Origin of the sequence: Flavobacterium laiguense, assembly GCF_003097655.1 — a bacterium.
Lineage (GTDB): Bacteria > Bacteroidota > Bacteroidia > Flavobacteriales > Flavobacteriaceae > Flavobacterium > Flavobacterium laiguense.
Map to the genome: position 1 here is coordinate 54317 of NZ_QCZH01000006.1, position 21389 is coordinate 75705.

The following is a 21389-nucleotide window of genomic DNA, read 5'->3' on the forward strand; positions in this document are numbered from 1 at the left end:
TTGCGATACTAATTAACTATTTTTTCAAAAGTTGTCTAATGGACACCAAATGTCCGAACAAAACGATCGGAACGATAAAAGTAGGCAACCAACTAAATGGAAAATTCAAGACCGCGATATTTGGTTGGTCAAATCCAAACTTTTGTATCGGCGAAGGTATTGACAATACCGCACTTACAACAATGTTTATCAAAAGACCAAGGCAAATAAAATTCCAAACTAAAATAAATTTTCTATCTAACATTCCTTTCTTAAGTCCAAAATAGGCTATAAAAGGGGCAGTAACTCCTGCTAAGATATCAAAGTTCCTCCCTTCAAAAGTCATTAATTGCGGAACTGTTTTGTTGAGAAATAGCCAAAATAAAACCATCTCAACCGGAATTCTCACCATGTTCAGATATGTAATATTTATCAAAGGCAAGCTATCTATAAATTGACGTCCTTTTGCTGTGGCAAACAATAGTACAATAGTAAGAATTAAAGGCCAAACACCAAACAATGCAATTTTAGGAGGAAAGAAATCTACATCCGAATTGTAAAAATTATTAAACGTAAAAACCGCTTGAGCAAGCAACCAAATTATCAAACCCAATAAAATAAAACTAGCTTTTTTCCTTGTGTTTTCAACACTTGAACTTTTAATAGCCCAATAAAAAAGTGCCAAAGTAGCAACTGTAGTCAGTACAAAAGTTATTGAAATAAAGGACAGTAAATTTTCTATCATTGTCTGCATATTATATTGTTACTAAATTATGCGTTTATTTAATCAATAAGGACAATGTGCACAATCGCTTTTGCAACAATAGCCCCGTTTGAGATGAAACCACGCTTTAAAAACATAGTTACCATCCTCAAAATAATAATCAATTCCTTCAATTATGTTCGTGGTTTCGGGTAATAACGAAGCTTTATTCCCTATTGCAGTTTCGGGAGTTACGGTTGCTACAAATTCGTCTATTTTATTGGAACAAGCTTTCGAAAAACAACTGGAACAAAGACAATCTTCAATATCCAAGGGATTAAAAATAGGAGGAAAATTATTGCACCAACATTTCTCCCCTTCCAGTGTATCTCCACAATTAAAAGGCATTTCACAAGTAGAACAATGCTTTACTTTTATAGTATTCATTTTGTAAAGATAGTATTTGTCCCATTTTTTACTGCAAAAATTAAACAAGAAATTTATAAATTAATATACCTTTGCCCTTATTGTAAAAAATATATTATGCGATTTTCATTCTACAAAGTTCTTTTAGTCACCATTCTCTTTTCTTTTATTGGATGCCAAAAAAATGAAAAAAAAGACACTATAACTGATGCCTCTGCTTCAAATAGTATTCAATATGCCAAAAGTTTAGCCATCTATAAACATGAAGGATATACAATTGTTACGGTGTCAAATCCTTGGCCGGATGCGGTTAAAAATTTTACTTATATTCTAAAAGAAAAAAATGGAATTGTTCCAGACAGCTTAAAAAAACACACTCAAATTTCGGTTCCATTGCAATCTATTGTAGTGACTTCGACTACTAACATTCCTTTGCTGGAAATGTTGGATGTAGAAAAAAAACTTGTTGGATTCCCTCATACGGATTATGTTTCATCCGAAAAAACGAGAGCTTTAATTGACGCTGGTTTAGTTAAAAATGTTGGGCAAAACGAAAAACTCAACATCGAACAACTTATTGAACTGGCCCCAGAACTTATCGTGACTTTTGGCATTGACAACAACAATCCTTCCATTGAAAATTTACAAAAAAGTGGTTTAAAAGTATTAATTCAAGCCGATTGGATGGAGCAATCTCCTCTTGGAAAAGCGGAGTGGTTAAAATTGTATGGCGCTTTATTTGGCAAAGAAAAAGAAGCCGACAATTTGTTCTCAACTATTGTAAAAGAATACAATGACGCTCTAGCATTGGTGGCAACCAAAAAACCAACATCAACGGCATTGTACGGTTCTATGTACCAAGACCAATGGTTTGTAGCCAGAGGCAGTAGCTGGGTAGCTCAATTTATGAAAGATGCCAAAGCCAATTATCTTTGGGCGGCACTCGAAGGCACGGGAAGCCTTGGATTGTCTTTTGAAAACATATTAGACAAAGCAAAAACAGCTAATTTTTGGATTGCAACAGGTTCGTTCAAATCATTATCGGAACTGGAAAAAGCAAACCCTCATTACAGTCAGTTTGATGCTTTTGCAAATAAAACTATTTATACTTTTGAAGCAAAAATGGGAGCTACTGGAGGAACTGTTTTTTATGAATTATCCCCTGCCCGACCTGATTTGGTGTTGAAAGATTACATCAAAATTTTTCATCCTGAATTGCTTTCCAATTATACATTTACTTTTGCCCAAAAACTGAATTAATTACAAATTGAACAATCAAAAACGAAATACAGTCTTATTCTCATTGCTTTTTACAGGGCTAATTGTCCTCTTTTTTGTCAATATCAGTTTGGGGTCGATTACTATACCTTTCAAGGAAGTCTACACCAGTTTGACAGGCGGTCAATCCAGTAAATCAACTTGGGAATACATCATTATCAATTACCGTTTGCCCAAAGCGATTACAGCCGTTTTAGTTGGAATGGGATTGTCCATCAGCGGATTATTAATGCAAACCTTATTTCGAAATCCACTTGCTGGCCCTTATGTATTGGGACTCAGTTCGGGTGCGAGTTTGGGTGTTGCTTTTGTCATTTTGGGTGCGAGTATATTGCCTTCCTTTTTGAGTGGCTTTTTATTGTCTCCCTATGGAATCGTTTTGGCATCCACTCTAGGCAGTACCACCGTTTTATTATTGGTGTTATTGGTTTCGCAACGACTGAGAGACACTATGGCTATTTTGATAGTTGGACTCATGTTTGGCAGTTTTACCAGTGCCATTGTGGGTGTTCTTACCTATTTCAGTTCCGCGGAACAATTGCAGAAATTTACTTTTTGGTCTATGGGAAATCTTGGCAATTTGTCTTGGTCATCCATTATCATTTTATCAATTTGTGTATTACTGGGATTATTCCTCAGCTTGCTTAGCATCAAACCTTTGAATGCATTACTCCTTGGAGAAAATTACGCCAAAAGTATGGGATTAAATTTCAATAAAGCCCGGCTCATTATCATATTGGCAACGAGTATTTTGGCAGGAAGCATAACGGCTTATGCAGGGCCTATCGCCTTTATTGGATTGGCAGTTCCCCATATTGCCAAATTAGTGTTTCAAACGAGTAATCATACCGTTTTATTCTGGAGTACTTTGCTTTTTGGAGCCGCAATTATGTTGATTTGCGATGTGGTTTCTCAAATGCCAGGAATGGAAGTTACTTTACCAATTAATGCTATTACTTCGATATTGGGTGCGCCAGTAGTGATTTGGTTGTTGGTTCGAAAAAGGAGTTTTAAGTGATGTTGCAGGATTCAATTTTAACCACATAGAAACATAGAATTTATAATTGTTCGTTATAGTTAGATAGTCGTTTCACTTTTCACATAGATACATCCAAAAAAAGACTATCCTTTTTTATGATTTAGAATTTCATGGTCTAAGAGTTAGTAAAAATAATTTTGAATACAATCAATATGTATTATTAATAAAAACAGAATCAAATGATTACTCAAAAATATTTAGATGAATTGACATATGAAATCATTGGTTCAGCTATAGAAGTGCACAAAACAATGGGTATAGGATTATTAGAGAATATTTATCATCATTGTTTAATTGAAGAATTAACTGTTAGAAAAATAAATTTCTCAACAGAAATGAAAATTCCAGTGTTTTACAAAGAAAAAGAGCTTAAAATTGATTTTAAATGTGATTTATTTATCGAAAACTGTCTAGTCGTTGAATTAAAATCTGTGTCCGAAATCAATCCTGTTCACAAAGCACAGCTTTTGACTTATATGAAACTTTTAAAATCACCTAAAGGTATTTTAATTAATTTTAATTGTTATAATCTTTTTAAGGAAGGACAGTTAACTATTGTGAATGAATATTTTAATCAGCTACCTAAATTTTAAATAACATAGAAACATAGTTTTTTGATAAAAAAGAATAAATAGATATTTCACTTTTTTACATAGTATTTTCTATGTGTAAAAAAGGTCTTTTTCTTAGACTATCTTTGATTAAAAAAAAATCTATGTTTCTATTTGGTTAAAAAAAATAAAACTATAAATAAAAAAATTATGCCACATTTTGTAATTGATTGTTCTCAAAACATACTGAATCTAAAATCTCCCGAAGAAATTATGCAAGCCGTTTATGATACCGCAGAAGCCACCGCTCTTTTTGACGTTGGCGATATCAAAGTTCGCATCAATCCTTTTCAATATTATAACATTGGGAATACTAAGGATGATTTCATTCATATTTTTGCTAATATAATGGAAGGCCGAACAACGGCTCAAAAAAGTAATCTCTCCCACAAAATAATAGGTCAATTAAAAATACTATTTCCTGAGGTTCCAATTTTATCCATCAACATTAGGGATTTTGAAAAAGCAACGTATTGCAATAAATCCATGGTGTAATATTTCAACCTTACAGTCTTTAAATAAGAATTTTATACCCCCTCAAAATGAGTACTATCCTTACCACTTCTAATTTGAGTATTGGTTACACTTCCAAAAAAGAAACTATAACCATTGCCGAAAACCTCAACCTGAACTTACAGACAGGAAAACTGATTGCTTTGATTGGAGCAAATGGTATTGGAAAATCTACTTTATTACGCACCATTACCGGAATTCAAAAGCCTTTGCGGGGAACTGTTTTGTTGAACGACAAGAAAATAACCAGCTATGAACCTTTGGCACTGGCCCAAAATTTAAGTATGGTTTTGACCGAAAAATTGCCTCCCAGTAATTTAACCGTTTTTGAATTGGTGGCACTGGGTCGTCAGCCGTACACCAATTGGATTGGCTCTTTATCGGATGCGGACATTCAAATCGTTCAAGAGGCAATAGAACTTACACAAATTGGCCATTTGTCTCAAAAAAAACATTACGAAATAAGCGATGGACAGTTGCAAAAGGTTTTGATTGCAAGAGCATTGGCACAAGACACTCCTTTAATTATTCTAGACGAACCCACTACTCATTTGGATTTATTGCATAAAGTTTCTTTGCTCAAACTCTTAAAAAAACTGACACACAAAACTGGAAAATGCATTTTATTTTCGACTCACGACATCGATATGGCCATACAATTGAGTGACGAAATGATTATTATGACTCCAGAAAGTGTCGTGCAAGACGAACCTTGCCATTTGATTGCCAAAGGAAGTTTTAATACCTTATTCAAAGACGAACATATTGTTTTTGACAGTGAAAAAGGGAAGTTTGTGATTGTTTAATTGCTACATTTTTTGAGATCAAAGTTCTTTTATTTTACATTAATTCTAAAATTTTCAAAAACTAAATACCAAAAATTACAATCTTTATATAAAAAAATAATGTTGAATATCAATTTATTACGATTAATTATTGTGAATTCGCTCTCTATTTTTTTACTCCCCTGAATCTTTACTGATCTACATTATTAAAAACAATTTTAAACTTTTTAATTATGGAAAATTTGTTTAGAGTACCCCAAAAAATTATTGTTTTAGGTTTATTGTTTTTCTTTTTTTCTTGTAGTCAAGACGAAATGATTGATAATGATTCACTGAAAACCTCATCCGAATCTCTTTCCAATTCAGAGATAACGAGTAGAAAAGATCATATTGTATTTAAAGGCCCTGAAGTTGAAATTGGCAACGGTATTGTACGTTCCTGGTTTAAAGTGGGTAAAGACGAAATGCCGCTGGAAATTGGTATCGTAATGACTCCCGGGGCATTAACTGGACTTCCTGATACAGGAGGCTCTGGAGCAACAATCGTGCTTCCATTACACCTTAAAGCAACACAATTAACCCCTTTTAAGCACATAGGGCTTAACTGGAACCCTCATGGACACCCACCTCCAGGTATTTTTGACGCACAACATTTCGACATTCACTTTTACATGATTTCTAATGAAGAGCGACTAGCAATTCCAAATTATTCCCCAACCACTCATCCCCTATTTAACAATCTTCCTTCTACCGATTATAGGCCATTAGGCTATATATCTCCAAATGGACCTGGTGAAGGTCAAATGGGAAAACATTGGGTTCCGGTTTCTATTTTCCAACCTGGTTTTTTCTTTACAAAAATTATGATCTACGGTTCCTTCAATGGGAAATTTATTTTTGTTGAACCAATGGTAACGCTAGATTACTTATTATCAAATCCAGATTCTAGAGGCAATCCTTATTCCCAACCGCAATATTTCGAAAAAGCAGGGTATTATCCAACAGAATATAATGTTTATTATGACTCTAAGACTGGAAATACCAATATCACTTTAAGCAAATTTGCGCCTGGAGGACCACCAACTCAAGCATCCTTATAAATAGTAACTGTTAGAAATTAATATAAAATGAGGAGGTGGGTACTTCCTCATTTTAATTTCCTTACTTAATTATTATTGAACAGCATTCTCAATTCCCTTTCAACAAATTTATACTTACTGTAGCAATCTCTGAATCTGGAAATTTTTTAAAATAATTAAGGTCTAAAAATAATCCCGCTTCAGCGGCTATTTTATGTAGTACTTCAATCTCTACAATATATTGATCTGAAAAACCATGTGTAGCATCATAGGCCGTAGCGGCTGTTTTGCCCAAATTTGCTGCTGTTAAATGCGGTGCTATTGTGTGCAATTCAATAATAAGCAATCCAAATTTATGAACATAAGGCGACCATTTCTTAAAGTGTTCCAATAAATTATCTTCGACTAAATTATTGCTTATCCGGACACCTCTGTGCGCAAATGCAGCTGTTGAACTGCTTTTTCTGCCCTTGGTAATTTGTTTTGGCATTTCCCAAATGCGGTTGTGATCCAGAAAAGTTCTCACGTTCAGCAAATCTTTTAAATCGATATTATAATTTTCCAATAAATCTTCGGCCAGTAAATCGGGACGCCCAATATCTCCCCAAATCACTTTGGCCCAAATATCGGCTTTAATCAAATTGGCTCTTGTAACTTTAAGTGCTGCTTGATTATAATCAGCACCCACGAGAAATAAAGGTTGTTTGTCCAACATTTTTCCTCTCAAAGTTTGTCGTTCAATAACATCAAAAATGTGTTCTAGGAAAGCGCCGTTTCCGCAACCCATATCAAGTATACCTTTGGGCTGCTCTTCAATTGGCAAATTGAATAATTTGATGATAATTTCGTCTATTACTTTAAAATAAGTGTCGTGTGCGCCTCCACTTCCCCAAACATTCATTTCGCGATCGACATGAATTTCATCTTCACCATCACCAACTATCCTTAAAACAGAAGGATTCCCAAAAATCAAATCCTCCATTTTACTAAAAGTAGGCAAATACGAAACCGTAACGCCATAAGCAGAAGCTCTTTTGGCGAAAAACAAACCCATTTCAGTAAACTGATAATTACCTTTCTTTTGGGTAAACCAACCTAGATAAACCAAAAAATCAAGAATAATTTTGAAATGTTCGGGTGATTTATGAAACTCCTCCGGGCGAAAAGAGATCTCCATAAAATATTTATGAAACATCCCGCTCATACCGAGGCGCACTATTGTTGGACCAACCAAAAAACCTTCAATGTGCTTTAAGATTTGATGTTGAATGGTATTGGTCAAAGAATCCGCAGAGAATGCAATTCCGTAATTATCTTTGTACTTTTCAAAAATAAATTTTAAACGTTCAAAAGGCGCTTCTTCAAATAATCGGGGATGAAAATCCATCGAAAATTGCAATAAATCCACCACATCTTTATACAATGGAAACAGTGAAAAAGCAATTTCACTTTTCTCATTTATACTAATGGTAATTTCGTCAGTAACTGTATTAATGTGATAATCCAGAAAACCTTGGGAAGCCAATACCCGCAAACCTACATTGAGGTAGCCTTCATTTGCATTGAAGTGAGTAGTAAGTTCGGAAAGACTGATCTCTTTTTGATCTAAAATATAGGCTAGCACTCCCTTTTTATAAAGAGAAAAAGCTACAGGAGCAGTTACTAAACCGTCGAGATGTTTAAAAATGCTACTTCGTAAGGAAACGTTATCTATCATAAAATGAAATTTAAGACAAGATCATAATGTCTATCTCAAATATATGAAATTTCCTTTAAAAAACATATTGATTTAATAGCAAACAGACTTCAACAACCTCATTCTAAATCCCTAACCCAATTTGTCTCTTCGCCTCTCCAATAACAAAAGCAACCGAATTGGCAATATTAAAACTCCTGATTAATGGAGACATAGGAATGGTCAGGTGATTTTCGAATAATGCTAAAACTTCAGCACTCAACCCTACACTTTCTTTACCAAAAACCAACCAATCCTCATCTTGAAATTGATTCTCCAAATAGGACTTTTCGGCATGGGAACTCATCAGGAAAACTCTGGATTGATCTGGAATTTGAGACATCCATTCGGCAATATTTTGGTATTCGGTTACGTCAAGGTGTACCCAATAATCAAGTCCGGAGCGCTTTAGATTTTTATCGTTAATTACAAATCCAAAAGGATGAATTAAGTGCAAACGGCTTTCCGTGCCTACGCACAAACGGCCAATATTTCCGGTATTATTAGGTATTTCGGGTTCTACGAGAACAATGTTTAACATTTCTTAATAGTTAATCGGTTATTTGTTTATTCGTTTATTTGAAAATCTTCCACTTCCAAGACTTCTCCGGCTTGTAAATCCTTCAAATATACGTTTCCTATTCGGACTCTTACTAATCTCAGGGTAGGAAAACCAACAGCCGCAGTCATTTTACGAACTTGTCTAAACTTACCTTCATTGACCGTAATAGAAGCCCAAGAAGTAGGACCGTGACGCTCGTCCCGAATCTTTTTCCCTCTTGCTCCAAAATTAGGAATTTCATTTACGATAAAGGCTTCACAACGTTTGGTAACGTATTTTGTACCATTAAATCCAATTTCAACGCCGTTTTTCAATTCCTCTATAGCTTCTGGTGTTATAACCCCATCGACTTGTACGTAGTATTCTTTATCTACTTTTTTACTCCGAATGATTTCACTCATTTTACCATCGGTTGTCAATAAAAGCAAACCTTCAGAATCTTCATCAAGCCGACCAATGGCCATTGTCCCAGCAGGAAAATCATACAATTCTCCCAAGAGTTTTTTCTTGCGTTTCAATTCATATATAAATTGACTTAAGTAGCCGTAAGGTTTGTGAAGGATGAAGTGTTGGTGCATAAATATAAAAAAAACAATTATCGGGCTAAACTACAATTTTGAATTATCAATCATCGAACTCCAATAAAAAAACACAAAGAAAGTGAGATAAAACAATTTATAACAAATGATTTCCTCTTAAATATTATTTTTTTTATACTTAAAACAGCAGAAAACATTCCTTTAGAACTTAACTCTTTTATTTTTAAAAAACCAGAACCTATATACATAACACACTAAAAGAAATGATTAACCGCGAATACCACAAAAAACACACACTTTGTAACCACTTTATTGTCATATTTTCATAAAAACAACACAATAACTTTTTGATTTCATAATATTCACTTAATCTAAAAGCTAGTAGATTTGATTTCTAAAAACTCAATTATTTTTAACAAATGAAAAACGTTTACCCATCATGTCATTTAATGGCTTTTTTAACTCTGTTCTTTTGCTTTTCTTTTTCCCTTTTGGCACAAACACAGCCAACACCTCAAACTTTACCCTATACACAAGACTTTAGCGCACTAGCATCTACATATCCCGCAGGTATGCAAGGAGGAGTAATAGGCACAGCCCCGAGTAGCTCATATCCCACTACTGACAGTACTGCTGATAAGAGTTTCATTACTGGAACTTCTAACTCTGGCACCAGTGCTATTTATAATTATACCGAAAAAATCGGTTTTTTAAATGGAGGATCTTTTAATTTAGATATTTGCCTAGCTATCAATACTCAAGGGAAATATGGGATTGAAGTGAAATATGATGCTATGACTATTCGTAATCCCGGAACAAGATCAAATGAGATGGTTCTTCAATATAGGATTGGTACAACTACCGCGTTTACAACATTGCCAGAAACTGCTTATTTAAATAATCTCGTTGTTCAGACAACACCTGCAGTAATTACCCCGCAAAATTCAAAAAATATAAAAATAATATTACCTTCTGGTTGTAACGATCAAGCAGTTGTACAAATCAGATGGATTTCAAAAGATGTTTCAAGTAGTGGTTCCCGTCCTTCCTTTGCCATTGATAACATTAGTGTCCTAAATGACATTATCGCTCCTCTAAATGTATCGGGCTTTCCAAAAATAGATAATGTACTTTCTAATGGATTTGATTTTTCGACTCAAATAAACGAAATAGGAAAAACATATTATGTTCTTTTGGCAGGAGGAAGTGCCAAACCAAGTGTTGCGCAAATTAAAGCTGGTTTGGATGCTAACGGAAACTCCGCACTGCAAGCTGATGTGATTGCTATTACAGATGCATCTTTGGTTTATACAAAAAGCATTATTGGTCTTAACCTAAATACAAGTTATACTCTTTACTCCATTGCTGAAGACACTTATGGAAATAGTCAAGCAGATAGTAATCAACTTGATGTTACGACTGCCAATGTCCTTGTTCCATCAATAAACACAACAATCAGCTCGCTGGATTTAGGATTTTCTGAGCAAAATTTTGATTCAAACACCTTAAGTTATCAAGTTCAGGCATCCAATCTTACTGATGCTGTAACGCTAACTGCAACAGGAAATTTTACCATTTCGAAAGAAGCAAATGCTAATTTTCAAACTTCATTAACTTTTGCTTCAACAGATTTTGATGCTAATAATACTCCAACTGTTTATGTGCGATTTACACCTAATACTACTGGTGATTTTTCAGGTCAAATAACACATCAGACATCGGGAGCTTCAGACAAAACGGTTACGGTTACGGGCATTGGAATTAATCCTTACATTCAAAATTTTAATGATACAAATGTTCTGTCCAACAGTGGATGGACAGCTTATAGTGTAACTGGAAGCAATATAAAATGGGTAAGTACTACAAGCCGTTTTAATAGTTCACCAGCCGCCGTTCAAATAAATGGATATACAGAAGCAGGCGCTAGTAATGACTGGTTAATTTCTCCAAAATTACGTTTGGACAACTTTGCCAATTTCCCTATTGTGTCCTTTTATTCCCGTAATTTTTTTGCTGGTTCTACTTTAAAATTAATGGTTTCTGTAGATTACGATGGTGTAAGCAGCCCCGAAACCGCTACTTGGACAGCACTAGAAGGCGATTTTCCAACTACAACGGGTGTTTTCAAACAATCCAATTACATTAATCTGGAAGGGTATAAAACAAACCATACCTATTTGGCTTGGGTTTATCAAACGACTACAAATACAGGTAACAATGCAGCGGAATGGACCATTGACGACATAAGTATTGCCAATGAAACGACTTTTCTAGCTTCAAACCCAAATTTAAGTTTTGAAGATACTGATGTTAACACTGCATCTGTTAGTCAATCTTTTATATTTAAAGCTGGAGGATATGGCGATGTTACAATTACAGCTCCCACTGATTTTGAATTATCTGCAGACAATATTACTTTTCAATCTAATGTATTAGTTTCTGAAGCAGCCGCATTACTTGGCAAAACCATTTATGCTCGATTTGCTCCTTCGACAAAAGCCTTAAGCCTATCGGGTACTTTGACAGTTACTGCTACAGGGTTGAACCAACAAATAGGATCTTTTTCTGGTTCTTCTTGGCCAAAAGCAGAAACTTTTGACATAGTTAGTTATAATTTAGAGTTTTTTGGAAGTGATGTGAAAAACAAAAGTAATGTTGAATTTGGTCCAACAGACGATGTTTTACAAATTGAAAATGTTGCCAAAGTAATGAACAAATTAAATGCAGATGTTTACGTTGTTCAAGAAGTATCCGATGACCCTTCGATAGATCGATTAATCGAAAAATTGAATATCAATGGCAAGACTTTTGATAAAACCATTTCGCCTTCTTGGTCGTATTCATTCAATACACCAGACCCAAATTTTCCTCCACAAAAACTAGTGGTACTTTATAATACCCAAACAACTACGGTAAAAAAATCAAGAGTGATGTTTAAGGACTTATACGACAACATTCAATCTGGAAGTACAACTTTGGCCAATTACCCAGGTGGTAATAGTGCTAGTTTTTTCGCATCGGGTCGTTTGCCTTTTATGGTTGAAATTGAAACCAATATTGCGGGAGTTAAGAAAGACATTAAAATCATCGACATTCACGCCCGTGCCAACAGCGGAACCGACATCTCTAAATACAATATGCGAAAATATGATGCTGAATTCCTAAAAGACAGTTTGGATGCTCAGTATCCAAATGCCGATTTTATGATTTTGGGTGATTATAATGATGATGTTGACGTATCTGTTATTGCTGGCAATCCATCATCTTATCAAAAATTAGTCGAAGATACGGCTCGTTACAATGCATTAACATTAGATATTAGCAAAGCGGGGTCTTATAGTTTCTTAGGTTCTGGAGGTTTTCTAGATCATATTATTACTTCAAATGAACTAACGGATGAATACGTTCCCAATTCTATTGCCGTTTACGACCCTAGAACTGACATTTCAAATTATGTGAATACCACTTCGGATCACGGTCCCGTTATTGCCCGTTTTGAATTAAAGAAAACAGAACAAACTATTACATTTAATCCCATAGCTTCTAAAACTTATGGTAATGTTCCGTTTGATTTGACTTCAAATTCATCTTCCAATCTAGCTATTAGCTATAGCAGTTCAGACGAAAATATTGTTAAAATAATAGATGGAAAAATCAAAATCATTGGAGTAGGAACCGCTACAATAACAGCTTCCCAAGCTGGAAATGACTTTTATCTGGCGGCACAAAATGTAGCGCAGTCCATTACCGTAAACAAAGCCGAACTGACTATTAAGGCCGATGATAAAACAAAAAAATACAAAGAGGCAAATCCAGAATTGACAGCTGCGTATAGTGGTTTTGTATATGACGATACAGTTCAATCATTAACTACTTTACCAATAATAAGTACTTTGGCTGATGTAAATTCTATAGCAGGTGAATATGCAATAAGCGTTGCGAATGCAGTTGCAAAAAACTACACTATCAACTATGTTGATGGAAAAATGACTGTAGAAAAACTGGAACAAACTATTACGTTTAATCCCATAGCTTCTAAAACTTATGGAGATGTTCCGTTTGATTTGACTTCAAATTCATCTTCCAATCTAGCTATCAGCTATAGCAGTTCAGATGAAAATATTGCTAAAATAGTAGATGGGAAAATCAAAATCATAGGAGCTGGAACCGCTACAATAACAGCTTCCCAATCTGGAAATGACTTTTATCTGGCGGCACAAAATGTAGCGCAGTCCATTACCGTAAATAAAGCCGAACTGACTATTAAGGCCGATGATAAAACAAAAAAATATAAAGATGTAAATCCAGAGTTGACAGCTTCGTATAGTGGTTTTGTCTATGACGATACAGTTCAATCATTAACTACTTTACCAACAATAAGTACTTTGGCTGATGTAAATTCTATAGCAGGTGAATATGCAATAAGCGTTGCGAATGCAGTTGCAAAAAACTACACTATCAACTATGTTGATGGAAAAATGACTGTAGAGAAACTGGAACAAACTATTACATTTAATCCCATAGCTTCTAAAACTTATGGAGATGTTCCGTTTGATTTGACTTCAAATTCATCTTCCAATCTAGCTATCAGCTATAGCAGTTCAGATGAAAATATTGCTAAAATAGTAGATGGGAAAATTAAAATCATAGGAGCTGGAACCGCTACAATAACAACTTCCCAATCTGGAAATGACTTTTATCTGGCGGCACAAAATGTAGTGCAGTCCATTACCGTAAATAAAGCCGAACTGACTATTAAAGCCGATAATAAAACAAAAAAATATAAAGATGTAAATCCAGAGTTGACAGCTTTGTATAGTGGTTTTGTCTATGACGATACAGTTCAATCATTAACTACTTTACCAACAATAAGTACTTTGGCTGATGTAAATTCTATAGCAGGTGAATATGCAATAAGCGTTGCGAATGCAGTTGCAAAAAACTACACTATCAACTATGTTGATGGAAAAATGACTGTAGAGAAACTGGAACAAACTATTACGTTTAATCCCATAGCTTCTAAAACTTATGGTAATGTTCCGTTTGATTTGACTTCAAATTCATCTTCCAATCTAGCTATCAGCTATAGCAGTTCAGACGAAAACATCGTTAAAGTAATAGATGGCAAAATCAAAATCATCGGGGCAGGAACCGCTACAATAACAGCTTCCCAATCTGGAAATGACTTTTATCTGGCGGCACAAAATGTAGCGCAGTCCATTACCGTAAATAAAGCCGAACTGACTATTAAGGCCGATGATAAAACAAAAAAATATAAAGATGTAAATCCAGAGTTGACAGCTTCGTATAGTGGTTTTGTCTATGACGATACAGTTCAATCATTAACTACTTTACCAACAATAAGTACTTTGGCTGATGTAAATTCTATAGCAGGTGAATATGCAATAAGCGTTGCGAATGCAGTTGCAAAAAACTACACTATCAACTATGTTGATGGAAAAATGACTGTAGAAAAACTGGAACAAACAATTACATTTAGCCCTATAGCTTCTAAAACTTATGGTAATATTCCGTTTGATTTGACTTCAAATTCATCTTCCAATCTAGCTATCAGCTATAGCAGTTCAGACGAAAATATCGTTAAAGTAATAGATGGCAAAATCAAAATCATTGGAGTAGGAATCGCTACAATAACGGCTTCCCAATCTGGAAACGACTTTTATTTGGCAGCACAAAATGTAGCGCAGTCCATTACCGTAAACAAAGCCGAACTGACTATTAAAGCCGATAATAAAACAAAAAAATATAAAGATGTAAATCCAGAGTTGACAGCTTTGTATAGTGGTTTTGTCTATGACGATACAGTTCAATCATTAACTACTTTACCAATAATAAGTACTTTGGCTGATGTAAATTCTATAGCAGGTGAATATGCAATAAGCGTTGCGAATGCTTCTGCCAAAAATTACACCTTAACTTACGTTAATGGAAAAATGATCGTAGAAAAATTGAATAATTCCCCAATAGTTAAAAAAGAAGTTACAACACAATCGATTACCATTACTAATCAAAAAGACATTAATCTTCTGGATGTGTTTTCAGATGCTGATCTTAATGTATTGACCTATACGGCAGAAGTAGCAGATGGTACAATTGTAGAAGTCACCATTTCAGGATCAACCCTTACTCTTTTATCCAAAAAAGCAGGTACAACATTAATAACTATCACTGCCAATGATGGCTTAGGCGGAAAAATAAGCACTTCATTTACGGTAACTATTAGCTCCAATTTATCCACTATCGATTTTGGTTTATCGAAAAATTTATCGGCTAGGGCGTATCCAAATCCAGCCAAAGATGATGTTGTTACTATAGCTGTTCAATCAAACAATGAAAAGAACATTTTATTGAAACTTTATGACATAAATGGCCGATTAATTGGTTCTCCTATTGAAATAAAAGAAACTTCTGAGGAAAATACCGCTAAAATAGCGGTGGGGCATTTACAGTCTGGTTTTTATTTTTACACATTAAGTATTGATAATAATGTAGTCTTCAAAGACAAAATAATCATACAATAAATCTACCCTTTTTAAATACAAAATGCTAGATTCTCTCAGGAAAATCTAGCATTTTTTTTATGATTAAAGTTTTTAAAAAAATTAGAAAGAAACATTCAAACCAACATTAAACATCCACTGAAATTGATTGAAAGTTTGATTTTCTAATGGATTGATATAATAATTCATTCCTGGTTCTATGAAAAATTTGGTTTTTTTATAGAATTCATATTGCAACGTACTACTCAGTAAAGTTCCGTAAACATATTGATTTACATTCTTGTTTTCTCCTATCGAATTACCATTCAATAAAAGGTCATTCGAGATTAACATCCCTACAAAACCGCCCGTATTCATACTAATATTGGTTTTCTTTTTGTTCAATAGTGCATACGAAACCTCCAAAGGCATTTCGAAATATTTTAAATTTTGAGTTACATCACCTTTTTCAAAACCATTGTCAGCATTAGAATTTGATGCAAATAAATACCCTTCATTATTTGAAATAGACACTAAATCATAGTTTCCGCTTAACGTAATTAACTGATAATCATTACCAACAACTGGTAATTTATCCATTACAATTCCTGAATAACTTTGTTGTTCATAATAGGAAACCCCAGCTATTTCCTGTCCAAGTTCATTAATTTTCAAACCCGAACTAACACTCCATTTTTTGTTCAGTTTATAATTGGTCTTCACACCATAACCACTAGATTGCTTTGAAGCTACATCGTTTCCTAACGCTTTTTGATTATTATAATTTTGGGAACTCATAACCCCTGCAAACACCTGAATCGACCATTTGTCAATGTTTTCAGAATCTTTTTTCTTAACAGTCTTGTCTTTATCCAATTCTATCAAAACATTCTCCAATTGGGCAACCTCCATTTTTATTTTGTTTAGAGAATCTTTCGAACTTGTATTTGCGGCAATTCCTTTATTTTCATTCGATCCGAGAATTGCATTTTTATCCTTACTCCCAACTGATTTGCTGTTGGTATCAAAATTATTGACTTGAGTCTCTTTGACATTTATCAACTCCGATACGGAAATGTCAGAAGATGAATTTTGATTCGAAACTATCGCATTTGATTTGGATTCATCCTTAACCGTTTGATTTATCACATTATTTCTGTTTGATTTCAAATTCTTAAACCCTTTATAATCTTTGGTTTTAGAAGAAAGAGTTGGAAGAGCTCCTGTAGCTATTTGATTGCTGTTATTTAAATTAATACGATTGTCATTTAATTTGCCAGTATCATTGTTATCCCCTTTAGTATTGATATCGTTATAATCATTGCTATTGACATTGTTATTGACATTGCTATTGTTATTGTTTTCTAAATTCCTTTCAAAACCATTCTCCTGATTAGTGTTAAAATATAAAATAGTTGGAACAGATAGTCCAACTACTAAACTCGCAGCTATAGCCCACCAAATAATGGCGCGTTTCTTCTTTTTAGGTTGATCTAGTTGCGCTTCTATTTTATCCCATAACTCGGGAGGCGGAATACTGGAGAAGTTTTCCAATGAAGAAAAAATAGATTTTGCTTCTTTATTTTTCATGCGTTGTTATTATTTTCTTTTATGCTATTTTACAATTTAATACAACCAAAATTCTTTTTTTCAGAATACTCTTGGCTCTATTCAAATTAGATTTCGATGTGCCTTCTGTTATCTGAAGTAATTTTGCAATCTCTTTATGCTTCATTTTTTCGAAAATAAACAAATTAAAAACCATTCGATATTGATCAGGTAATTCCTGAATGTATTCTAATAATTTTTCATGTTCAATTGGAACCAATTCTAATTCTTCTTCCTCTATTACATCTGTATCAAAAACATCCAAAAACAAAACATCTTTTTTCTTTTTCTTTATCGTTTCCAATAACTTATTGATAAAAATTCGTTTGATCCAGCCTTCAAAACTTCCTTCAAATTTGTATTGCCCTATTTTTTGAAAAGCAATTACAAAAGCCTCCTGAAAAACATCTTTGGCATCATCTTCATTTCGCATGTATTTAAGACATAGCCCATATAAAACAGGAGAAAACAACTGATAAATTTTCAGTTGTGCTTCCCGGTCGTTTTCGACACACTCTTTAATATATAGTTCTATATTTTCTTTCAAGAAATAGGTTTAAACTCGTTATTTTTTTCTTTTAGTTAAATTAAAATTGGCATAAACAATTGGATTATTGAATACTTCTTTTTGATAATTTAAAAAGGAATCATCATTCCTATAAATTTCCAAAAAATCTTCAACAAAAATAGGATTTACTTTTGTAGTACTATCAAATTTATTTTTAGCTTTCTCAACTGGCGTGAATTCTCCTTCATCGGTAAAAATAAAAATTTTCCACGCCCAACTTTCCATTACTACTTTTTTCGAAATTTGCTTAAAACCTACCTCATCAGAAGCACATGAGTAAAATGTAAAAATTACAAAAAGAATAAAAATTAAATTTTTCATATGCTACTATTTATTTTTTTACAGGAATTAACGTTTTGGTTCCTGTTTATTATTTTAAAATTATGATAATAAAAAAAACTTACTAACTTCAACACTTTATGCTTTGGTTTTTAATTCCGCTATTTTATCTTGAATTACTTTCTTAAAGAGAATGATGTTTTGGGTTTGATCTGCTGAATTATCAATATCTAAATATACTTTAGTCATAACACCACCTTGACTCCATTCAAAATAAATACCACCCTGATCATGAGAATCAGGCGAACCAAATGTTTTTGTTTGCCCTTTTAAAGCTGCAATTTCAGTTGGAATTTTCGAGAGGAAAGCTGTAAAATCATCTTTAAAACCTAATGCTTTATAATTGTATTGATTAAAATCATAAGAACCGTAATTCACTTTTAGATAACGAAGTACTTTCTCTTTTTCTATTCTAAAAAATTGTTGACAGTCACTCCCTGAACACTCACCAACATAAGTCCCTATAGTTGCATAATTATTAATTTTATTAACTTTCTTAAAGAAAACAGGTTTGCTCGATTTTGGGAGTACCACATAATCTGTAGGGTAAGTAATCACCTGACTCAACGCACCATCACCACCAGTTGTTTCAAAATACTCCACTATGATTTGACAATCATCTTCAACCACCGATTGAATTTTTATAGAATATCCGCCTGTTGGTTTTGGTCCTGCCAAAAGTCCCAATATTCTTTTCTGAGTAAAATCAGGTAAGGCAACATCAAAAGTTGCGCATGCCGTAAACAACTTTTGCATTTCTTCATTTGAATTTACAATTATAAAAGAAGGCTGTTTTGGGTTTTCTTTCAAAACACCACAATAACTAAAACTCTCATAAACTACATTGGTAATACTACCGCAATTTTGCCCGTTATCATCAGTTATATCATTACACGAATAAAAGCTTAAAGCAACAAACAAGATTGAAATTAAATTCTTCATATCATATTTAAATTAGGTTATATAGTAAAGATGACTTTCTAATAAAAAGGTTGCGTTGAGATGTTAAAAAAAATAAAATTGTTCGTTTAGTATTAGATTTAGAATAATTCGCAAAATTTTATTTTTTAAAATTAAGCACTACGTATTAATCAGTACTTTTACTTTTAAAAAAAAGCAAAATTTATGTTAACTATTCTTCCTTTATTATTGGTCTTCATTATTGCTCTCACAATAGGTGTTTTTATTGGAAAACTCATATTTTCTGCCCGATTTCAGTCAGAAAAAGTAAGTCTCGAAGAAAAATTAATAGCATTGAATTCTCAATTCAATCAACAAAAAGAACAATTTTTACTGGATAAAAACACTTTCGAAAAGCAACTGGAAGTATCCAATTCTGAAAAAGAAAGCATCCGAAACGAAAAAGACAGTCTAGCCATTCAACTTTCTAAAAAAGAAGTCGATTTTGAAAATCTTTGGGAGCGCAACAAGGAACAAAAAGAGGAAGTCGAAAAACTTCAAGAAAAATTCACCAAAGAATTTGAGAACCTTGCCAATAAAATATTGGAAGAAAAATCGAATAAATTTACCGAGCAAAACAAGGAAAACATGAAAAACATCTTGTCTCCGCTGCAAGATAAAATTCAATTGTTCGAAAAGAAAGTCGAAGACACACACAAAGAAAGTATCGATTACCATGCTGCTTTACGTCAACAAATACTTGGTTTGAAAGAAATGAATATTCAAATGAGTAAGGAAACGATCAATCTCACCAAAGCATTAAAAGGCGATAGTAAAATGCAAGGAAACTGGGGCGAACTGGTTCTGGAACGCGTACTTGAAAAGTCGGGATTAGAGAAAGGTCGTGAATACGATGTGCAACAAAGCCATACTACCGAAGATGGTAATCGTGTTTTTCCTGACGTTGTCATCAACTTACCCGATGGCAAAAAGATGGTTGTCGATTCTAAAGTTTCTTTAACTGCTTATGAGAAATACATTAACGAAGACGATGATGTAATAAAAACAGGTTATTTAAAAGAACACGTCAATTCTATAAAACGCCACGTAGAACAATTGGGAGATAAAAACTATCAGGATTTATATCAAATAGAAAGTCCCGATTTTGTTTTACTTTTTATCCCAATGGAACCTGCATTTGCCATAGCGCTCAATGAAGACACTTCGTTATACAACAAAGCATTCGAAAAGAACATCGTTATTGTGACACCTTCTACTTTATTGGCAACTTTACGAACCATTGATAGTATGTGGGCTAATCAAAAACAACAGGAAAATGCATTTGAAATAGCACGTCAAGCGGGTGCATTGTATGATAAATTTGAAGGCTTTGTGGCCGATTTAATAAAAATTGGAAAAAAAATAGATGAGAGTAAAGTAGAGTACCAAGGTGCCATGAATAAACTGGTAGACGGAAAAGGAAATTTAATCATCAGCGTTGAAAAACTAAAAAAAATGGGAGCCAAAGCCAAAAAAGCACTTCCCGACAGCATTTTAAAAAGAGCCGAAACAGATGAAAATTTACTTTTAAAATAAAATTACCATTTTAACCCAAATTAAAACCAATGGATAAAACCTTCAAGACAGTTGCCTCATCACATATTAGCATATCCGAGTTAATGTTGCCTTCGCACACTAATTTTAGCGGAAAAATACATGGTGGCTATATCTTGTCACTTCTCGATCAAGTTGCTTTTGCCTGTGGTTCTAAATTTTCTGGCAATTATTGTGTAACGGCTTCGGTAGATACGGTCAATTTCTTAAAACCTATTGAAGTGGGCGAATTAGTAACGATGAAAGCCTCTGTAAACTATGTTGGAAAAAGTTCTATGATTATTGGTATTCGTGTAGAAGCCGAAAACATTCAAACTGGTACTATAAAACATTGTAATTCCTCCTATTTCACAATGGTTGCCAAGGATAATCAAGGCAAAAGCATGCCTGTTCCCGGTTTAATTCTTTCTAACCTTGATGACGTGCGACGATTTTGCAATTGCCTGAAACAAATAGCTTTAAAAAAAGAACGAGACCTACATGAAGAAATCTTTGATTACAGTTCTGAAGAAACGCTTTCGGCCCTCACAAAATACAATGTTCAACTTGAATTGGATTCCAATTAAATACTATTGACAAACCGGGAAAAGTTTTTCAATCCTTTCAACATT

Annotated in this window: 18 protein-coding genes; 9 read left to right on the plus strand and 9 right to left on the minus strand. The window is 33.8% G+C overall.

The genetic code is table 11. The features are described 5' to 3' along the window. Positions 1 to 16: 16 nt before the first annotated feature. Positions 17 to 724, minus strand: coding sequence for a hypothetical protein (locus DB891_RS07685; RefSeq protein WP_116762221.1), 708 nt, complete (start codon positions 722 to 724; stop codon positions 17 to 19). Positions 725 to 766: 42 nt separating this feature from the next. Next, the gene (locus DB891_RS07690) at positions 767 to 1129 is read right to left on the minus strand and encodes a DUF5522 domain-containing protein (RefSeq protein WP_116762223.1); all 363 of its coding nucleotides are present in this window, start codon (positions 1127 to 1129) and stop codon (positions 767 to 769) included. A 96-nt stretch (positions 1130 to 1225) separates the two neighbouring features. Here DB891_RS07690 and DB891_RS07695 point away from each other — a divergent pair, with 96 nt between their 5' ends. The 6 genes from DB891_RS07695 (at position 1226) to DB891_RS07720 (ending at position 6434) form a co-directional block, all read left to right on the plus strand. After that, positions 1226 to 2368, plus strand: coding sequence for an ABC transporter substrate-binding protein (locus DB891_RS07695; protein ID WP_116762225.1), 1143 nt, complete (start codon positions 1226 to 1228; stop codon positions 2366 to 2368). A gap of 7 nt (positions 2369 to 2375) precedes the next feature. Beyond that, complete coding sequence (locus DB891_RS07700) at positions 2376 to 3404, plus strand: iron ABC transporter permease (protein WP_116762227.1); 1029 nt, start codon at positions 2376 to 2378, stop codon at positions 3402 to 3404. A 200-nt stretch (positions 3405 to 3604) separates the two neighbouring features. Beyond that, positions 3605 to 4018: a GxxExxY protein gene (locus DB891_RS07705; RefSeq protein ID WP_116762229.1), complete on the plus strand. Its 414-nt coding sequence runs from the start codon at positions 3605 to 3607 to the stop codon at positions 4016 to 4018. Between the two features lie 168 nt (positions 4019 to 4186). Then, positions 4187 to 4531, plus strand: a complete 345-nt coding sequence (locus DB891_RS07710; protein ID WP_116762407.1) for a 5-carboxymethyl-2-hydroxymuconate Delta-isomerase — start codon at positions 4187 to 4189, stop codon at positions 4529 to 4531. A gap of 47 nt (positions 4532 to 4578) precedes the next feature. Then, positions 4579 to 5355, plus strand: coding sequence for an ABC transporter ATP-binding protein (locus tag DB891_RS07715; protein ID WP_116762230.1), 777 nt, complete (start codon positions 4579 to 4581; stop codon positions 5353 to 5355). A gap of 212 nt (positions 5356 to 5567) precedes the next feature. Next, on the plus strand, positions 5568 to 6434 hold the full coding sequence (locus DB891_RS07720) for a DUF5602 domain-containing protein (RefSeq protein ID WP_116762232.1): 867 nt from the start codon (positions 5568 to 5570) through the stop codon (positions 6432 to 6434). A gap of 88 nt (positions 6435 to 6522) precedes the next feature. Here the strand turns inward: DB891_RS07720 and DB891_RS07725 are convergent, their stop codons facing one another. The 3 genes from DB891_RS07725 to DB891_RS07735 form a co-directional block, all read right to left on the minus strand. Further along, entirely contained in the window at positions 6523 to 8130 is a 1608-nt protein-coding gene (locus DB891_RS07725) for a class I SAM-dependent methyltransferase (RefSeq protein WP_116762234.1), read from the minus strand. A gap of 103 nt (positions 8131 to 8233) precedes the next feature. Continuing rightward, positions 8234 to 8689 carry a tRNA (cytidine(34)-2'-O)-methyltransferase gene (locus DB891_RS07730; RefSeq protein ID WP_116762236.1) on the minus strand — a complete coding sequence of 152 codons (456 nt, stop codon included), beginning with the start codon at positions 8687 to 8689 and terminating at the stop codon, positions 8234 to 8236. Between the two features lie 26 nt (positions 8690 to 8715). Next, entirely contained in the window at positions 8716 to 9288 is a 573-nt protein-coding gene (locus DB891_RS07735) for a pseudouridine synthase (RefSeq protein WP_189337124.1), read from the minus strand. Between the two features lie 380 nt (positions 9289 to 9668). Here DB891_RS07735 and DB891_RS07740 point away from each other — a divergent pair, with 380 nt between their 5' ends. Continuing rightward, the gene (locus DB891_RS07740; RefSeq protein WP_124019502.1) at positions 9669 to 15791 is read left to right on the plus strand and encodes an MBG domain-containing protein; all 6123 of its coding nucleotides are present in this window, start codon (positions 9669 to 9671) and stop codon (positions 15789 to 15791) included. An 81-nt stretch (positions 15792 to 15872) separates the two neighbouring features. Here DB891_RS07740 and DB891_RS07745 read toward each other — a convergent pair whose 3' ends face one another. The 4 genes from DB891_RS07745 to DB891_RS07760 form a co-directional block, all read right to left on the minus strand. Next, a complete protein-coding gene (locus tag DB891_RS07745; RefSeq protein ID WP_116762242.1) occupies positions 15873 to 17339 on the minus strand; it encodes a hypothetical protein in 1467 nt (488 codons plus the stop codon). A gap of 19 nt (positions 17340 to 17358) precedes the next feature. After that, positions 17359 to 17904 (minus strand): RNA polymerase sigma factor, encoded by a 546-nt coding sequence (locus DB891_RS07750; protein WP_116762244.1) that lies wholly within the window; start codon positions 17902 to 17904, stop codon positions 17359 to 17361. Positions 17905 to 17922: 18 nt separating this feature from the next. Beyond that, the gene (locus tag DB891_RS07755; protein WP_116762246.1) at positions 17923 to 18246 is read right to left on the minus strand and encodes a hypothetical protein; all 324 of its coding nucleotides are present in this window, start codon (positions 18244 to 18246) and stop codon (positions 17923 to 17925) included. 96 nt (positions 18247 to 18342) lie between these two features. Further along, the gene (locus DB891_RS07760) at positions 18343 to 19206 is read right to left on the minus strand and encodes a protease complex subunit PrcB family protein (RefSeq protein WP_116762248.1); all 864 of its coding nucleotides are present in this window, start codon (positions 19204 to 19206) and stop codon (positions 18343 to 18345) included. Between the two features lie 183 nt (positions 19207 to 19389). Between DB891_RS07760 and rmuC the strand changes: the two genes are divergently transcribed. Further along, a complete protein-coding gene (gene rmuC, locus DB891_RS07765) occupies positions 19390 to 20760 on the plus strand; it encodes a DNA recombination protein RmuC (RefSeq protein ID WP_116762250.1) in 1371 nt (456 codons plus the stop codon). A gap of 29 nt (positions 20761 to 20789) precedes the next feature. Beyond that, positions 20790 to 21344 carry an acyl-CoA thioesterase gene (locus DB891_RS07770; protein ID WP_116762252.1) on the plus strand — a complete coding sequence of 185 codons (555 nt, stop codon included), beginning with the start codon at positions 20790 to 20792 and terminating at the stop codon, positions 21342 to 21344. Positions 21345 to 21389: the final 45 nt, after the last annotated feature.

What these genes read in the sequence shown, in the direction of transcription:
- DB891_RS07685 (WP_116762221.1), bottom strand. Translation starts at nt 724, where the DNA reads ATGATAGAAAATTTACTGTCCTTTATTTCAATAACTTTTGTACTGACT.
- DB891_RS07690 (WP_116762223.1), bottom strand. Translation starts at nt 1,129, where the DNA reads ATGAATACTATAAAAGTAAAGCATTGTTCTACTTGTGAAATGCCTTTT.
- DB891_RS07695 (WP_116762225.1), top strand. Translation starts at nt 1,226, where the DNA reads ATGCGATTTTCATTCTACAAAGTTCTTTTAGTCACCATTCTCTTTTCT.
- DB891_RS07705 (WP_116762229.1), top strand. Translation starts at nt 3,605, where the DNA reads ATGATTACTCAAAAATATTTAGATGAATTGACATATGAAATCATTGGT.
- DB891_RS07710 (WP_116762407.1), top strand. Translation starts at nt 4,187, where the DNA reads ATGCCACATTTTGTAATTGATTGTTCTCAAAACATACTGAATCTAAAA.
- DB891_RS07715 (WP_116762230.1), top strand. Translation starts at nt 4,579, where the DNA reads ATGAGTACTATCCTTACCACTTCTAATTTGAGTATTGGTTACACTTCC.
- DB891_RS07720 (WP_116762232.1), top strand. Translation starts at nt 5,568, where the DNA reads ATGGAAAATTTGTTTAGAGTACCCCAAAAAATTATTGTTTTAGGTTTA.
- DB891_RS07725 (WP_116762234.1), bottom strand. Translation starts at nt 8,130, where the DNA reads ATGATAGATAACGTTTCCTTACGAAGTAGCATTTTTAAACATCTCGAC.
- DB891_RS07730 (WP_116762236.1), bottom strand. Translation starts at nt 8,689, where the DNA reads ATGTTAAACATTGTTCTCGTAGAACCCGAAATACCTAATAATACCGGA.
- DB891_RS07735 (WP_189337124.1), bottom strand. Translation starts at nt 9,288, where the DNA reads ATGCACCAACACTTCATCCTTCACAAACCTTACGGCTACTTAAGTCAA.
- DB891_RS07740 (WP_124019502.1), top strand. Translation starts at nt 9,669, where the DNA reads ATGAAAAACGTTTACCCATCATGTCATTTAATGGCTTTTTTAACTCTG.
- DB891_RS07745 (WP_116762242.1), bottom strand. Translation starts at nt 17,339, where the DNA reads ATGAAAAATAAAGAAGCAAAATCTATTTTTTCTTCATTGGAAAACTTC.
- DB891_RS07755 (WP_116762246.1), bottom strand. Translation starts at nt 18,246, where the DNA reads ATGAAAAATTTAATTTTTATTCTTTTTGTAATTTTTACATTTTACTCA.
- DB891_RS07760 (WP_116762248.1), bottom strand. Translation starts at nt 19,206, where the DNA reads ATGAAGAATTTAATTTCAATCTTGTTTGTTGCTTTAAGCTTTTATTCG.
- rmuC (WP_116762250.1), top strand. Translation starts at nt 19,390, where the DNA reads ATGTTAACTATTCTTCCTTTATTATTGGTCTTCATTATTGCTCTCACA.
- DB891_RS07770 (WP_116762252.1), top strand. Translation starts at nt 20,790, where the DNA reads ATGGATAAAACCTTCAAGACAGTTGCCTCATCACATATTAGCATATCC.